Raw genomic sequence first — 14,813 nt, 5'->3', positions numbered from 1 at the left:
CTACAGTCCATATGCAAAGCCTAATCCATTCGTCACTGGATTAGTAAACGTTTGACATTTGATATGATATAAAGCTTCTATTGTTTCTGGTGTTAAAACTTCTTGGGGTGTACCATGTGCATAGATTTCACCATCTTTTACTGCATAAAGATAATCACAGTAATGTGCTGCCATTTCTAGATCATGAAGAGCTGCTAAAACACCGATGTTTAAACTTTTTACACAGGATAGTATTTCAATTTGATAACGAATATCTAAATGATTTGTTGGTTCATCCAAAATCATAAATTTAGGCTGCTGGGCAATCGTTCTAGCTAAAATAACCCTTTGCTTTTCACCACCAGATAGTGAAAGAAAACTGCGCTCTCTATAAGATTGTAAGTTCGTTCTTGTCAATGCCTCTTCTACGATGTCAAAATCCTTTTGGTTATCTGACTCTAGCATTTTTTTATGAGGTGTTCTACCTAACATCACCATTTGTTGTACCGTTAAATCAAAGTGCATTTCATTGAATTGTCCAACTACACCTAAGTGTTGAGAAATCTTTTTTTCGGCGCTTTTTAAAACATCTAAATCATCTAAGAAGACCATCCCTTTTTGAGGTACTAGGCTTTTATAAATGCTTTTCAGTAAAGTTGATTTTCCGCATCCGTTTGGTCCGATTAAGCCCACAAATTGTTGCTTATTCACATGAATGGATATGTTTTTTACGATTTCCTTTTTGCCGATTTTTACTTCTATTTCCTTTGCTACTAATTCCATTGTTCTACCCTCCGAAGTTGTAACCTTTTTTTACAATCATATAGATAAATAATGGTGACCCAATGACAGAAGTAATAATACCAATCGGTAATTCCACATTTTGGATTAATGTTCTAGACAGAATATCAGCCCAAATCATGAAAAGGCCTCCTAAGAGCAATGTTCCTAACATTAATCGTTTGTGATCTGCACCGAAAATACCTCTTGTGATATGAGGAATAATTAAACCAACAAAACCGATCATACCTGCATAAGCGACCATCGTTCCTGTAATAAGCGAGGTAAGAATCATATATAATTTACGATAAGCACTTAAATTGATCCCTAAGGTGATAGCTGATTCATCTCCAAGTAGCATTGTGTTTAGCACACGATGTTGGAAAAGGAATAATGCAGCTCCTAGTACAATCACGATTGTTAAAATTGGTGTTTTGTCCCAGCTGGCAGATGCTAAACTCCCCATAGACCAGAACGTAACAGTTTTAATGCCCTCTGCATTATTGGCAAAAAAGATGATAAGGCTTGAAAACGAACTACATAATGCACCGATAACAACCCCTGATAAAACCAATTTTACTGAGGTTGCTTTACCTCCAATGCTGGATAAGATAAGCACTGCCATAGAGGTAATCATCGCCCCTGCAAATGCACCAAAGGCTACTCCAAATTGTGCTAACAATGCACTACTCCCAAAACCAACTAGAATAGCAAAGGTTGCACCTAATGACGCTCCTGAAGAAATACCAAGTATGTATGGATCAGCAAGCGGGTTTTGGACAACTGCCTGCATGACAGCCCCACACAATGCAAGACCGACACCAATCAATAAGGCAAAAACCACACGCGGCATTCTGACCTGTAGAATAATATTCAAATAGGATTCACTTTCCACACTATCAAGTGTTCCAAGTTTTCCATTGGATATAGTATGTAGCAAAATATCCATCGATTGCTTGAAAGGAATGCTGACTTGTCCTATTGATACAGAAAAAACGGCAGATATTAAAATGGAGGCTATTAAAAGCAAGATAATAACATAATAAATATTGCCCGTCCCTATTCTGTTAGCTTCCTGTTTATTCAAGATTTCACCTCTATCTATTTAACTATTAATCAATGATAACGATTATCATTTTCATTTGTATTGTAAGTGATAATCCATTGAAAAACAACAGGAAAATTTTTAATTATAGATTATGCATACATTCAGTAGATAAATATTCCACTACTGGCGGGTTTTAATTCGCTAAAATTATTGTTCCGGTAGAAATTAAAACAGCTCATTGTAAATTCCGGATATTATATAGCGAAGAAAATTTAAGGATTTTTATTTAAACTCTGTTCTAATAAAAAATCAAAATAAAAAACCACTTTCCATAAAACTATGGAAAGTGGTCATATTACTTAAAAGATTGTGCTTATAGACTAACTAAATCTTACATCATTCCTGGCATACCGCCCATGCCGCTCATATCTGGCATTGCTGGTGCTGCTTCAGGGATATCTGCTACAACCGCTTCTGTTGTTAAGAATAGGGCTGCAACTGATGCTGCGTTTTGTAAAGCTGAGCGAGTTACTTTTGCTGGGTCTACTACGCCTGCTTCCATCATGTTTACCCATTCGCCAGTTGCTGCATTGAAACCAATGCCAACTTCTTCACGTTTTAGACGATCTACGATAATTGAGCCTTCAAGACCAGCATTATTAGCAATTTGACGAACTGGTTCTTCTAAAGCACGTAGAACGATTTTCACACCTGTAGCTACATCGCCTTCTACTGCTTCAGCCGCTTTTTCCACTGCTGCATAGACGTTAAGAAGTGCTGTACCACCACCTGATACGATACCTTCTTCAACAGCCGCACGAGTTGAGTTTAAAGCATCCTCAATACGAAGTTTACGCTCTTTCAGCTCTGTTTCTGTTGCAGCACCAACTTTGATAACTGCTACACCACCTGCTAATTTAGCAAGACGTTCTTGTAATTTTTCTTTATCGAACTCTGAAGTAGTTTCAGCAAGTTGTGCACGGATTTGACCAATGCGTGATTCAATCGCGTCTGCTCCGCCTACACCTTCAACGATTGTTGTGTTATCTTTTGTTACAACTACTTTTGCTGCACGACCAAGTGCAGAAATATCAGCTGATTTCAGGTCTAAGCCTAATTCTTCTGTAATCACTTGGCCACCTGTCAGGATAGCAATATCTTCAAGCATTGCTTTACGTCGATCACCGAAACCTGGTGCTTTTACTGCTACAGCATTAAATGTACCACGAAGTTTGTTCACAACAAGTGTTGCAAGTGCTTCACCTTCTACATCTTCAGCAATCATTAAAAGTGGACGACCTTGTTGCACCACTTGTTCTAATAATGGTAATACTTCTTGAATGTTTGTAATTTTTTTATCAGTAATTAAAATGTATGGGTTATCAAGAACCGCTTCCATTTTATCTGTGTCAGTTACCATGTAGTGAGAAGCATAACCACGATCAAACTGCATACCCTCAACTACATCTAACTCTGTTGTGAAGCCTTTTGATTCTTCAATTGTAATAACTCCATCGTTACCAACGCGTTCCATTGCTTCAGCGATTAGTTGTCCAACTTCATCATCTGCAGCAGAAATAGCAGCAACTTGTGCAATTTCTTCCTTATTGCTTACTGGGCGAGAAATAGCGTGTAATTCAGTAAGTGCTGCAGCAACTGCTTTATCGATACCTTTACGGATACCTACTGGATTTGCGCCAGCTGTAACGTTTTTCAAGCCTTCACGAATAATTGCTTGAGCTAATACTGTTGCTGTAGTTGTACCATCACCAGCGATTTCGTTTGTCTTAGAAGCAACTTCTGCTACTAATTTTGCTCCCATGTTTTCGTATGGGTTTTCTAGTTCGATTTCTTTAGCGATTGTCACACCATCATTTGTAATAAGTGGTGAACCGAATTTTTTTTCTAAAACAACATTACGTCCTTTTGGTCCTAATGTTACTTTTACTGCATTTGCTAATTTATCTACACCTTGTAACATTAATGAACGAGCGTCTTCTGAGAATTTAATATCTTTTGCCATGAGAATTTACCCTCCTGAAATGGAATATTCGTTAAGCTTCTTCAATATATTTATATCAATTTCACCTTATTGTCACATTTGTTATGCAAACAATAAGTATTCACCTTACGTAAGGTGCCTTTAAAGTTCTTATTCAATAATTGCAAGAATATCGCTTTCGCGTAAAATTAGGTATTCATTACCTTCAAATTTAACTTCTGTGCCAGCGTATTTAGAGAAAATAATGCGGTCGTCAACTTTAACGTCAAGCTCTACACGTTGCCCGTTCTCTAATACACGACCTGTCCCAACTGCTACTACTTTACCTTCTTGTGGTTTTTCTTTTGCAGAGTCAGGTAGTACAATACCGAATGCAGATTTTTCTTCTACCTCGATTAGTTCAATTACAATACGATCTCCTAGTGGTCTTAACAAGTGAAACAACCTCCTAATAGTTAAATAATTGTTGATATTTATTAGCACTCTATATCAATGAGTGCTAACACAATTATTATGATAATCAATCACTCTTTTTTTTGCAAGTCAGAACTTCAAAAAATTTTGTTTTCTTTCCATATTCCTCTACAATAGAAAGGAAGCATATGAATGGAAAGGATTTTGACTGTGACTAATTCTCAAAAAGTAACGAAACATAAAAAAACAGCCCTGTATGTTTTGCTGATTTATATCTTGATGCAAATCTCTAGCAGATGGTTGCTCTTACCGTTCCATAGGCTCATCATGAAGGTAACTGGTTTAGCTTCTGAACAAGCGGCTCCTATTACTCAAGGTTGGTATATCGCACTAAGTTTTGCGGTAGCGCTCATTTTAAGCTTAATCCTTACATCTCGAGATAAAGCATTTTGGAACATTTACCAAGGAAAAAAAGAAACGATACCTCTTACCATTGTGTGGGGAATCATCGGCTTCTTCCTAGTGTTCTTTGGACAAATGATTGGTGCAGCTATTGAGATGGCTGTTTTCGGTATTGAAGGAGGCTCACAAAATACTGCAGATATTGTCGCGATAGCTAAAGGTGCTCCCATCGCCATATTAGCAATTGTTGTATTCGGGCCAATCTTAGAAGAATTCGTCTTCCGTAGAGTGATCTTTGGCTCGCTTGTCCAAACAACAAATTTCTGGGTGGCAGCAATTGTGAGTGCCATTTTCTTTGCGATTATCCACTTCGACTTCTCACATATCTTGCTTTATACCATTTGTGGTTTAATTTTCGCCTTTTTATATCACAAAACAAAGCGCATTTGGACGTCTATTATTGCACACGTCATGCTTAATGGATTTGTGACACTTGTACAATTCTATGCGGAACCATTGCAAAAGTTTCTTCAAGAACTCGAAAAAATGCAATAAATTTTTGTAAAGCGATTGTAAGATGCAAAAATAACACAAAAGCTCGGTGTCCCATTTAGGGCACCGAGCTTTATTTATTACTGTTGATTCAATTCTTCTATTTGTCGTCGTTGCTGCTCAAGTGCTTCTTCAATCTGGCGCTTTTGTTCCGCTTCCTGTTCTTCTTTTAATCGAATCTCTTCGGATTTAAGATATTTCTTATAGCCAATTCGTGAAATCATAATACTAATTTCATACAAAATAAACAGCGGAACTGAAACCATTAAATGCGAAGCCAACTCAGGTGGTGCAATAATCGCAGCACATACAAATAAACCGAAGTACGAGTATTTACGAATACGAATTAGTAATTCCGGACTTAATATGCCAATTCGTGAAAAGAATAAAACAACAATTGGCAACTGGAAAAGGAAACCGAACGGTATTGTAAGCTTAAACAAGAATGTAAAATACTCATGTATACCAATGGTTTGCTGTATCTCCAAATCATTCGATAAATTCATCATGAATTTGATGACATATGGGAATAGTAAAAAGTACGAAAAAGATAACCCTGCAAGAAACAATAAAAATGAATACGGAATATAGCTTAGAGTTGCTTTACGCTCTACTTCCCTTAATCCAGGGCTAATAAACGACCATAATTGATACATCAACACGGGTGATGAAATAATAAATGCAATTATAAAAACAACTTGTATATAAATTGCAAGTGGTGTGACTACGTCAAATGCATGAAGCTCTATATTATATTTGGCTCCAGTCATTTGAAGGTATTTTACAAGTGGCTTTGCGACAAAAAAGGCGCCGGCCATAGCTAGAACAAAGAAAACGGCAACAATGAACAGCCGTTTTCTTAATTCTTCTATATGCTCAATGACAGTTAGATCTTTTGGATTCATTCCTCAAACATCCTAACTTACTTATCTAGTTCTTTCTTTTTCTTATCATCATCATCTTCGTCGGCTAAACCTTTAGTAGCATTTTTGAATTCACGTAATGTTGAACCAAATGCCTTACCAAGCTCTGGTAACTTTTTAGGACCAAAAATTAGTAACGCGACAACTCCGATAATAATGAGGCTCATAGGACCAATACCACCCATTACAGCCACCTCCTCTTTATATCCATCATTTTAACGCATATTTCGCCATTTTGCTAACTAATTATATGTGAAAGTTTTTCGTCACACTCACTGATTTGACCTCATTTTATTTAAATTATCTATTTGACAGAAACGGTGAATTACACTAAAAAATATGTATGGTTTTCACTCTTCCTGATTACGTATTAAATAAATAAGCGCTTGCAACTCTACCGATAAATCGATTGTTAAAAGCTGCATTCTATCAGGTACTGTTAATCGCTCTGGCGTAAAGTTTAAAATTCCCTTTGCATTCATGGCTGCTAAGCGATCCGCCATTTTTTGAGCGGAGCGTGGTGAAACGGTTAAAATAGCAAGCTCTGCACCGTATTCTGCATATTTTTCTTCCAATAAATCTGGATGAAAGACCGGAATGTTACTGATCATTTTGCCATCCTTCGGTGCTTTTGAATCGAATGCTACCACAATATGTGTATTATGGTTTTTTTGAAAATTATATTTTAATAATGCACTGCCTAAATTCCCCACACCAATTAACGCTACTTTTGTCGTTTCATGTTGATCAAGCGTCTGGCTAAAAAATTGTAATAGATGCTGCACATCGTAGCCATAACCTTTTTTCCCAAGTGCACCAAAATAAGAAAAATCACGGCGAATAGTTGCAGAATCTATTTTCATCGCTTCACTCAATTCCTTCGACGAAATACGTTCCATACCTTCTTGTGCAAAGTTTTGAATAAATCGATAGTAAAGAGGAAGTCTTTTTGTAGTGGCTTGTGGAATTTTTAATTCTTGTTTCAAACTTTTTCCTCCTTATGATGTACCTCCATCAATTTTACTGTCTTTAACTACTAATTTTAATACATTCATCCTTAACAATATACAACATTTTTGCAATCCCCTGCTGTATTTCTCTTTAGTTAATGGCGCCTTATACGCAGCTAACTAAAAAGAAATCGTTTCAATCTTACATGACTGCTAGGAATAAGTAAAGCACGGACATTGCATGCAAATCGTTCATCCATTACACTAAGGTAGAATTGAGGTGTCAAGAATGATTGTTTTACAGGTCAATCAACTAACTAAATCCTTTCTTGCAGATGAAATTTTAAGTGGTGTTAAATTAGAAGTTCAACACCGTGACCGTGTTGCCTTAGTAGGACGAAACGGTGCAGGTAAATCTACTTTATTAAAAATAATTGCTGGTCAAATGTCTTATGATTCAGGTGATATCATTATCCCAAAGGATATTCAAATAGGCTATTTAGAGCAACATGCAGGATTAAACTCTACGCTAACAATTTGGAATGAAATGATGACTATATTTGAATCTCTTTTAGCCCAAGAACAGCTGCTACGCTCACTTGAACAACAAATGGCTGATCCTACTGTCTATGAAAACCCTACTATGTATGCGAAAGTTATGTCGGAATACGATCAATTACAGCATACGTTTAAAGATGCAGGTGGCTATCAATATGAATCAGACATACGGTCAGTCCTTCATGGTATGCAATTTTATTCCGAAGACTATGACAAACCCATCAGTTCCTTATCTGGTGGACAGCGCACACGTTTAGCACTTGCTAAGCTCTTACTTAGTAAACCAGATCTTTTAATTCTCGATGAGCCAACGAACCATTTAGATATCGAAACACTATCTTGGTTGGAATCCTATTTAAAGGGCTATGAAGGCGCTATTTTAATTGTTTCCCATGACCGCTACTTCTTAGACCAAGTCGTTTCTATTGTCTACGAAGTATCTCGTCATCGCGTTACCAAATATCCGGGTAATTATAGTGCATATTTAGATGAAAAAGCTAAAAATTATGAGCGTGATGTCAAACTCTATGAACGTCAGCAAGATGAAAAGGCCAAGCTAGAGGATTTTATCCAAAAAAATATTGCACGTGCTTCTACAACAAAAATGGCACAAAGTCGACGTAAAATGCTTGAACGTACCGAGTGGATGGAATCGCCAGATGGTGATGAGAAATCCGCTAGTTTCGGTTTCACGATTGAACGTCAAAGTGGAAATGATGTTTTATCTGTTGATGAATTAACGATAGGTTATAACGATCGTACCATTTCTAGTGGGATAAACCTCCGCACTTTTCGTGAGGATCGTATTGCCCTTGTTGGCCCAAACGGAGTTGGTAAATCGACATTATTAAAAACAATTGTAAAAGATTTATCCCCTCTTGGAGGTAGTATTCGTTATGGTACGAATGTACAAATCGGCTACTATGATCAAGAGCAAGCAAAGCTATCGAGCAATAAGAGTGTCCTAAAAGAATTATGGGATGAATGGCCACTCATGAACGAAAAAGATATTCGAACTGTATTAGGGCGTTTTCTTTTTAGTGGTGAAGATGTGGATAAAGTTGTATCCTCTTTATCGGGCGGTGAAAAAGCACGCCTTGCACTCGCAAAGCTAATGATGCAAAAGGCTAATTTCTTAATTCTAGATGAGCCTACCAATCATTTGGACTTAGATAGCAAAGAGGTATTAGAAAATGCCTTGATTGATTATCCAGGTACGCTTCTATTTGTCTCACACGACCGCTACTTCATTAATCGTATCGCAACAAAAGTGGTGGAGTTATCTGGAACGGGTTCATTTGAATATTTAGGTGACTACGATTATTACGTTGAGAAAAAGCAGGAACTATTGGAGCTAGCACAAATGAAAGTTGCCTCCCAACCACAAGCACAGCAAGACCTACCTGATAAAACCTCTACATCAAAAATTGATAAAGAAGCAAAAAAGCGTGAACGTCAAATTAGACGTATGATTGAAGATTTAGAAAGCAAGATGCAAGAAACATCTGCTATTGTTGCAAGACTAGAAGAAGCTCTTTGTGACTCTGCCATTTTTACCGACCATGAAAAAATTTCAATGCTTCAAGCAGAATTAGCAACTGCTAAAGAACAGCATGAGCTATTAGAATTAGAATGGCTTGAGTTAAATGAAGAACTTGAAAATATTAGTATGTAAATGATGTAAGCCATGTGAAAGGTCACATGGCTTTTTCTTTACTTGTCTTCATTTTTCATATATATTGGTCAAGTGCTATTTTTCGACAAAAAATGCCCACAGTTTTATTCACACTACAAATCTAGTAGTACCAACATATCAACAGAGTTTTCCACATTGTCCACAATGAAAATTTATTTTATCCACATTCTATCGTATAAAACCAGCTACTATATATTGAATAATCACAAGTTATACACAAGTTATCAACAATTTGTGCATAAGTACGCGTGTTCGCCATTTAATTCGCTCCTTTACCTGTGGATAATTTTCTGAAAAATTTGTCAATTGTGATGCCTCTACTGACTATTCCCTTAGCACGGTTCTTTTTTATCAACAATTATTCGACAATTAAAAAAAGAGATATCTAAAAATATAGATACCTCTTTCTTACACTATACCCAGGATTTTAACTCCATTCCTGGACGTCCATTCATCATTAAGTTTCCTCGAATACCAGCCTCAAACATCGGCATAGCTGCTGCGCCAATCATTGCCGCATTATCAGTACACAATTTAAGCGGCGGTACAAAAAACGGGATACCTTCCTCTTCAAATACAGTCTCCAAAGAAATTCGCAACCCCTTATTTGCTGCTACACCTCCAGCTGCAATAACCTGTTTCACCTGATATTCGCGAGCAGCACGTAATGTCTTAGCAGTCAGTACTTCAATAACACTTTCCTGAAAGCCCTTGGCAACAGCTGCTGGTGAAATAGCTTCACCTCGTTGATCCATATTATGTTTATAATTGATGACAGCTGATTTTAAACCGCTAAAGCTAAAATCATATGAATCCTCTTCCAACCATACTCTTGGAAAAGGAACAGCCTCTCCTTCCTCATGAGCAAGACGATCAATATGTGGCCCACCAGGATAAGGTAAATTTAAAACACGTGCTACTTTATCATAAGCTTCACCAGCTGCATCATCTCGTGTTTCACCAATGACTTCAAAAGAGCCATGTTCCTTCATATAGACAAGCTCTGTATGACCGCCTGAAACTACTAGTGCTAATAAAGGGAACTCCATCGGCTGAACAAGCGCATTGGCATAAATATGCCCTGCAATATGATGCACACCTACAATTGGTAGGTTGTTCGCAAAGGCAAAAGCCTTCGCCGCATTAATGCCAATCAACAATGCCCCTACAAGACCTGGACCCTCTGTAACAGCAACCGCATCCAAATCTACCGGCTTTAAATTTGCTTGGGCTAATGCTTCTTCAATTACCATCGTAATTTGTTCAACGTGATGGCGTGATGCAATTTCAGGAACAACGCCACCAAATCGCTTATGACTCTCTATTTGAGAAGCAACAACATTCGACACGATTTCATGACCATTTCGTATAATCGCTGCAGCTGTTTCATCACAGCTTGATTCTATTGCTAATATCAATCCATTATTCATTATAAATTCACCCACATGACAAGGGCATCCTCCCCGTTATCCGTATAATAGCCTTTCCGTATACCACCATCTTGGAATTGGAGCTTACGATAAAGATTTTGTGCAACTGTGTTCGTTACTCGTACCTCCAATGTCATAACCTCCATTCCATGTAAACGAGCTATTTGCATTGCCTCACGCATTAATCCCTCGCCTATACCTCGTCCACGAGCTGCCTCAATAACAGCTACATTCGTAATTTGGGCTGCATCTATAACCATCCACATCCCGCAAAAACCAATAATACGTCCACTTGCATCAACAGCCAGCACATAATGGGCATACTGATTTTCATGTACTTCATAGTAAAAGGAATCCAACGTCCAAGGTACAGGAAATGAAGCTACTTCAATTTCATAAACTGCTGGTACATCATCAGAAACCATTTTACGATAAGTTACATCACTACTCATGTTCTTTCTCCTTCTGTTCTTTCAGCCAATTTGCTTCAGCCTCTGCAATTCGTTTATATTGTGGGACAAAGTGATGAGTAGCTTCAACACTCGGTAATTCCACTTTAGTTCCTACACGAATAACTTCCGTTGCACGTGGCAAGTCAAGACTAAAAGGTGCACGAAAAGCGTTATCGCCAAGCTCCTCTACAATGTTATCCCAAAATAAGCCCACATCTGTTCCTACAAATAAAATAGGTGCATCTAATGCCCTTAAACGCTCTAATAAATCAGCGATATGTGCATGATGATCCTCCACAAGAGCCTCTAGAGTCACTCCTTGATAAACAGCTGTATAAACATTATCTCTTCTTGCATCAAAAATTGGACAAATTAATCCATTATAAAGGGTAGCATTTGCAGCTAATGCTTTTAAGCTAGAGACACCAACTAAAGGTATCTGTAATGTCCATGCTAGGGTTTTCGCTAATGTTACACCTATACGGACCCCTGTATACGAACCTGGCCCTTCAGACACTGCAATAACATCCAAGTCGCCTGCCTTCAAACCTGCTCTTGCTAATACCTCTTCAATAGCGGGCATTGCGCCTGCTGAATGTGTTAATTTTATATTTTGTACCAGCTCAGCTACCACTTTTCCATCCCTCACAATAGCAACGGAAAGTGGTGTATTCGCTGTTTCTATTCCTAACCAAATCATTTCATTAGCTCCTCACATAGTGCCTCATAGCGTTCCCCACTAGGTATTAACACAAATCGTCGTTCATTGTCTCCGATTCGATAAATCTCTATCGCTAATCGATTCCGTGGCAAATCCTGTTCTATTAAATGCGCCCACTCTACCACTGATACTGCATCTCCATAAAATAATTCATCCCAACCAAGGTCCTCGTCACTTTCAGCCAAACGATAAACATCTAAATGATTGAAGGGTAAACGTCCTTCATACTGTTTAATGATTGTAAATGTTGGACTGTTGACCGTTCTTTTCACACCAAGCCCTTTTGCTAAGGCCTTCGTAAACGTTGTCTTGCCTGCACCCAAATCTCCTTCTAATGTAATTGTATCTTGAGCTTCTAGTAATTTTGCAAGTGTCACGGCAAAACGCTCTGTATCATCAACTGAATTCATGATTATTTCATACATTCTCATTTTTCCTCTCATCACTACATTACCTCTAGTTTACCTAAACTAGCGAAAATGTTCAAAGCATCCAATATCATTATATCCTACATAGATTATCTTCGTTAAAAAGCCTAATTTTATGACATAGGTAGCCATTTAAATAAAAAAACACGCCTTCTTTTACAAAGACGTGACAACTATTTATCTGTTTGAATGACCTTTCACTGCTATGATTTCTTTGCCAATTAGTTTATCATCCTTAAATTTTACTATATAGGCCTGTGTCATCAAGATTTCATCATTCCAACGATATTCATTATTTTTGATTTTTTTACCTGCGCCGCCTGCTGCTTCTACTACCTCAATATATGACATATCATTTTTTAATTTCTCAAATTCTACTTCGTTCATATTTTTTTGCCAGTGATACGCATTTGATTCTTCAATCTCCATAATAGGATCTCCACAGCCTACCATCATTATCATGGAGCCAATAAGCAAAGGGAAATAAATACTTTTAAAAGAATAATCTTTGCTCATATAAACACCTCCGTAGTCAATCCGATTACTTCTACTTTTTTACCCCTAATCTTTATATTAGAAACATCTCTAATTTTACCTTATAGAAACGCTATCATTTATCGGTAATTTTTACTATTTTTAGATAATGTTAAATATATGAAATTCGCTATGTTTATGGCAATATTATCGATCATTTCACAGCGATTTAAGCCATTTTTTAGATACACTTGATATGTTTTAGGGAAATAGATGTTGTTTATGAAATAATAAAGGGAAGTTGGTCTCAAATACTTCACAAAATGTTATGCTTTTAGCCTCTGTGTTTCTACTAGGCAGTGTTGATCCTTTCGACATTATTCATTTGTCATGTAATTTCTACTTAATTTACTGATAAACTCCTGAAAGATGAATTGGATCCATACTCCAATCACATACAAAAAAGTCCCTATGATGTAAAATCATAAGGACTGTAATATCAATTTAAATGGCGGTCCCGACCGGGATCGAACCGGCGATCTCCTGCGTGACAGGCAGGCATGTTAACCGCTACACCACGGGACCTCTTTAAGACATTTATAAATATATCATAGAAAATATAGATATACAATATCTTTTTTCACATTTTTTTAATATATTTTCCAACACTCTTTAATCTAGGATAGAGGTTATCCTGAAATGCATTTTCCACATAATCAACATCTACTTTCATATAAGCTCTAAACATGATGCAAATTTTGCAGTATATTTAACTTTGAAGGGGGAAACATTACATGTCAAAATTAGAACAATTACAAGCAGCCTTACAGCTCCACAATACCGATGCAATTATTATCACAAATGCTCAAAATCGTCGCTATCTAACAGGTTTTACAGGTAGTGCAGGTACAGTTATTGTAACAAAGACACGCGCACTTTTATTAGTAGACTTCCGCTACACTCAGCAAGCAACAAATCAGTGTGACACCTTTGAAGTACTAGAGATTGATCGCAACCATTTATATGAAACCATTCAGGAAATTCTTGAACAGGAATTAATTCAAACTGTTGGTTTTGAGCAACATCATGTAACTTATTTTAGCTATCAATTAATGAAGAGCAAATTGACAGCTATATTAAAACCAATGCCTACTATTGTAGAAGATTTACGGATGATTAAAACACCAGAAGAAATTGAAATAATTAAGAAAGCAGCATGGATTTCCGATGAGGCGTTTAATCATATTCTGACATTCATCAAACCAGGTATTTCAGAACTTGATATTGCCTATGAATTAGAGTCTCATATGCGAAAAAATGGTGCAACAGGTGCAGCCTTCGATATGATTATTGCTTCTGGCCATCGTTCAGCACTCCCACATGGCGTAGCATCCTCTAAAATAGTGGAGCAAGGTGACATGTTGACAATGGATTTTGGTGCTTACTACCGAGGTTATCGTTCTGATATGACAAGAACGATTGCTGTTGGAGAACCATTAGAGCAATTAAAAGAAGTATATCAAATAGTTTATGGTGCCTTACAGCATGCCCTTTCCAATATGAAGGCTGGTATTACTGGACAAGAGGCCGATAGTTATTCACGAGACTTCATTACTAAAAAGGGATATGGACAAAATTACGGACACGGTGCAGGACATGGTATAGGCTTAGATATCCATGAAAACATATTTATGTCTACCATATGTAAAGACATGTTAGAAGAAAATATGGTACTAACTGTCGAACCGGGTATTTATATACCTAATGTAGGTGGTGTTCGAATCGAGGATGATGTTATCGTTACAAAAGAAGGTGTGGAAGTCATCACTCACTCTCCTAAGGAACTCATTATTTTATAGCCCATTAAAGTGATGCTGCTTACTTTGATATATAACAAATGTTTTAAAGAGTAAGTACAATAAATTCTTTGTACTTACTCTTTTTATAAAAGAAAAAAACAGCCAACACACAGCTGACTGTTTTGTTTGCCTAGCGACGTCCTAC

At 37.2% G+C, this 14,813-nt stretch carries 15 protein-coding genes and 1 tRNA gene; 3 read left to right on the top strand and 13 right to left on the bottom strand.

Annotated features, from left to right (window positions below):
- From C7B89_RS00765 to groES, 4 genes are all read right to left on the bottom strand, one after another.
- Positions 1 to 762: an ABC transporter ATP-binding protein gene (locus C7B89_RS00765; protein ID WP_115672986.1), complete on the bottom strand. Its 762-nt coding sequence runs from the start codon at positions 760 to 762 to the stop codon at positions 1 to 3.
- Positions 763 to 766: 4 nt separating this feature from the next.
- Entirely contained in the window at positions 767 to 1,846 is a 1,080-nt protein-coding gene (locus C7B89_RS00760) for a FecCD family ABC transporter permease (RefSeq protein WP_054548891.1), read from the bottom strand.
- A gap of 352 nt (positions 1,847 to 2,198) precedes the next feature.
- Positions 2,199 to 3,830, bottom strand: coding sequence for a chaperonin GroEL (gene groL / locus C7B89_RS00755; RefSeq protein WP_036075467.1), 1,632 nt, complete (start codon positions 3,828 to 3,830; stop codon positions 2,199 to 2,201).
- Between the two features lie 129 nt (positions 3,831 to 3,959).
- Positions 3,960 to 4,244 (bottom strand): co-chaperone GroES, encoded by a 285-nt coding sequence (gene groES / locus C7B89_RS00750; RefSeq protein ID WP_004224358.1) that lies wholly within the window; start codon positions 4,242 to 4,244, stop codon positions 3,960 to 3,962.
- A 171-nt stretch (positions 4,245 to 4,415) separates the two neighbouring features.
- On the opposite strand from groES, the gene C7B89_RS00745 reads away from it, so the two are divergent.
- Positions 4,416 to 5,180 (top strand): CPBP family intramembrane glutamic endopeptidase, encoded by a 765-nt coding sequence (locus tag C7B89_RS00745; RefSeq protein ID WP_115672985.1) that lies wholly within the window; start codon positions 4,416 to 4,418, stop codon positions 5,178 to 5,180.
- Positions 5,181 to 5,257: 77 nt separating this feature from the next.
- Here the strand turns inward: C7B89_RS00745 and tatC are convergent, their stop codons facing one another.
- The 3 genes from tatC to C7B89_RS00730 form a co-directional block, all read right to left on the bottom strand.
- Positions 5,258 to 6,082: a twin-arginine translocase subunit TatC gene (gene tatC / locus C7B89_RS00740; RefSeq protein WP_115672984.1), complete on the bottom strand. Its 825-nt coding sequence runs from the start codon at positions 6,080 to 6,082 to the stop codon at positions 5,258 to 5,260.
- A gap of 17 nt (positions 6,083 to 6,099) precedes the next feature.
- Positions 6,100 to 6,285 carry a twin-arginine translocase TatA/TatE family subunit gene (locus C7B89_RS00735; RefSeq protein WP_008176991.1) on the bottom strand — a complete coding sequence of 62 codons (186 nt, stop codon included), beginning with the start codon at positions 6,283 to 6,285 and terminating at the stop codon, positions 6,100 to 6,102.
- Between the two features lie 165 nt (positions 6,286 to 6,450).
- The gene (locus C7B89_RS00730) at positions 6,451 to 7,086 is read right to left on the bottom strand and encodes a redox-sensing transcriptional repressor Rex (RefSeq protein WP_004224350.1); all 636 of its coding nucleotides are present in this window, start codon (positions 7,084 to 7,086) and stop codon (positions 6,451 to 6,453) included.
- A 253-nt stretch (positions 7,087 to 7,339) separates the two neighbouring features.
- Between C7B89_RS00730 and C7B89_RS00725 the strand changes: the two genes are divergently transcribed.
- Positions 7,340 to 9,283 (top strand): ABC transporter ATP-binding protein, encoded by a 1,944-nt coding sequence (locus tag C7B89_RS00725; RefSeq protein ID WP_115672983.1) that lies wholly within the window; start codon positions 7,340 to 7,342, stop codon positions 9,281 to 9,283.
- Between the two features lie 434 nt (positions 9,284 to 9,717).
- On the opposite strand, the gene tsaD is transcribed toward C7B89_RS00725, so the two are convergent.
- From tsaD to C7B89_RS00695, 6 genes are all read right to left on the bottom strand, one after another.
- The gene (gene tsaD, locus C7B89_RS00720) at positions 9,718 to 10,734 is read right to left on the bottom strand and encodes a tRNA (adenosine(37)-N6)-threonylcarbamoyltransferase complex transferase subunit TsaD (protein WP_112118008.1); all 1,017 of its coding nucleotides are present in this window, start codon (positions 10,732 to 10,734) and stop codon (positions 9,718 to 9,720) included.
- Positions 10,734 to 11,186 (bottom strand): ribosomal protein S18-alanine N-acetyltransferase, encoded by a 453-nt coding sequence (gene rimI / locus C7B89_RS00715; RefSeq protein ID WP_048394918.1) that lies wholly within the window; start codon positions 11,184 to 11,186, stop codon positions 10,734 to 10,736. Before rimI ends, tsaD begins: the two co-directional genes overlap by 1 nt.
- Entirely contained in the window at positions 11,179 to 11,886 is a 708-nt protein-coding gene (tsaB, locus tag C7B89_RS00710) for a tRNA (adenosine(37)-N6)-threonylcarbamoyltransferase complex dimerization subunit type 1 TsaB (protein WP_048394916.1), read from the bottom strand. The genes rimI and tsaB overlap by 8 nt, the downstream gene beginning before the upstream one ends.
- Complete coding sequence (gene tsaE / locus C7B89_RS00705) at positions 11,883 to 12,332, bottom strand: tRNA (adenosine(37)-N6)-threonylcarbamoyltransferase complex ATPase subunit type 1 TsaE (protein WP_048394914.1); 450 nt, start codon at positions 12,330 to 12,332, stop codon at positions 11,883 to 11,885. The genes tsaB and tsaE overlap by 4 nt, the downstream gene beginning before the upstream one ends.
- 180 nt (positions 12,333 to 12,512) lie before the next feature.
- On the bottom strand, positions 12,513 to 12,851 hold the full coding sequence (locus C7B89_RS00700) for a hypothetical protein (protein ID WP_048394912.1): 339 nt from the start codon (positions 12,849 to 12,851) through the stop codon (positions 12,513 to 12,515).
- A 467-nt stretch (positions 12,852 to 13,318) separates the two neighbouring features.
- Positions 13,319 to 13,394: transfer RNA gene (locus tag C7B89_RS00695), tRNA-Asp, on the bottom strand.
- 209 nt (positions 13,395 to 13,603) lie between these two features.
- On the opposite strand from C7B89_RS00695, the gene C7B89_RS00690 reads away from it, so the two are divergent.
- Positions 13,604 to 14,668: a M24 family metallopeptidase gene (locus C7B89_RS00690; protein ID WP_115672982.1), complete on the top strand. Its 1,065-nt coding sequence runs from the start codon at positions 13,604 to 13,606 to the stop codon at positions 14,666 to 14,668.
- Positions 14,669 to 14,813: the final 145 nt, after the last annotated feature.

The sequence above is a fragment of the Lysinibacillus capsici genome (assembly GCF_003367505.1).
GTDB classification, from domain to species: Bacteria; Bacillota; Bacilli; order Bacillales_A; family Planococcaceae; genus Lysinibacillus; species Lysinibacillus capsici.
The sequence above is the reverse complement of the archived record's forward strand: the minus strand, read 5'-3'. Positions and strand labels throughout refer to the sequence as shown.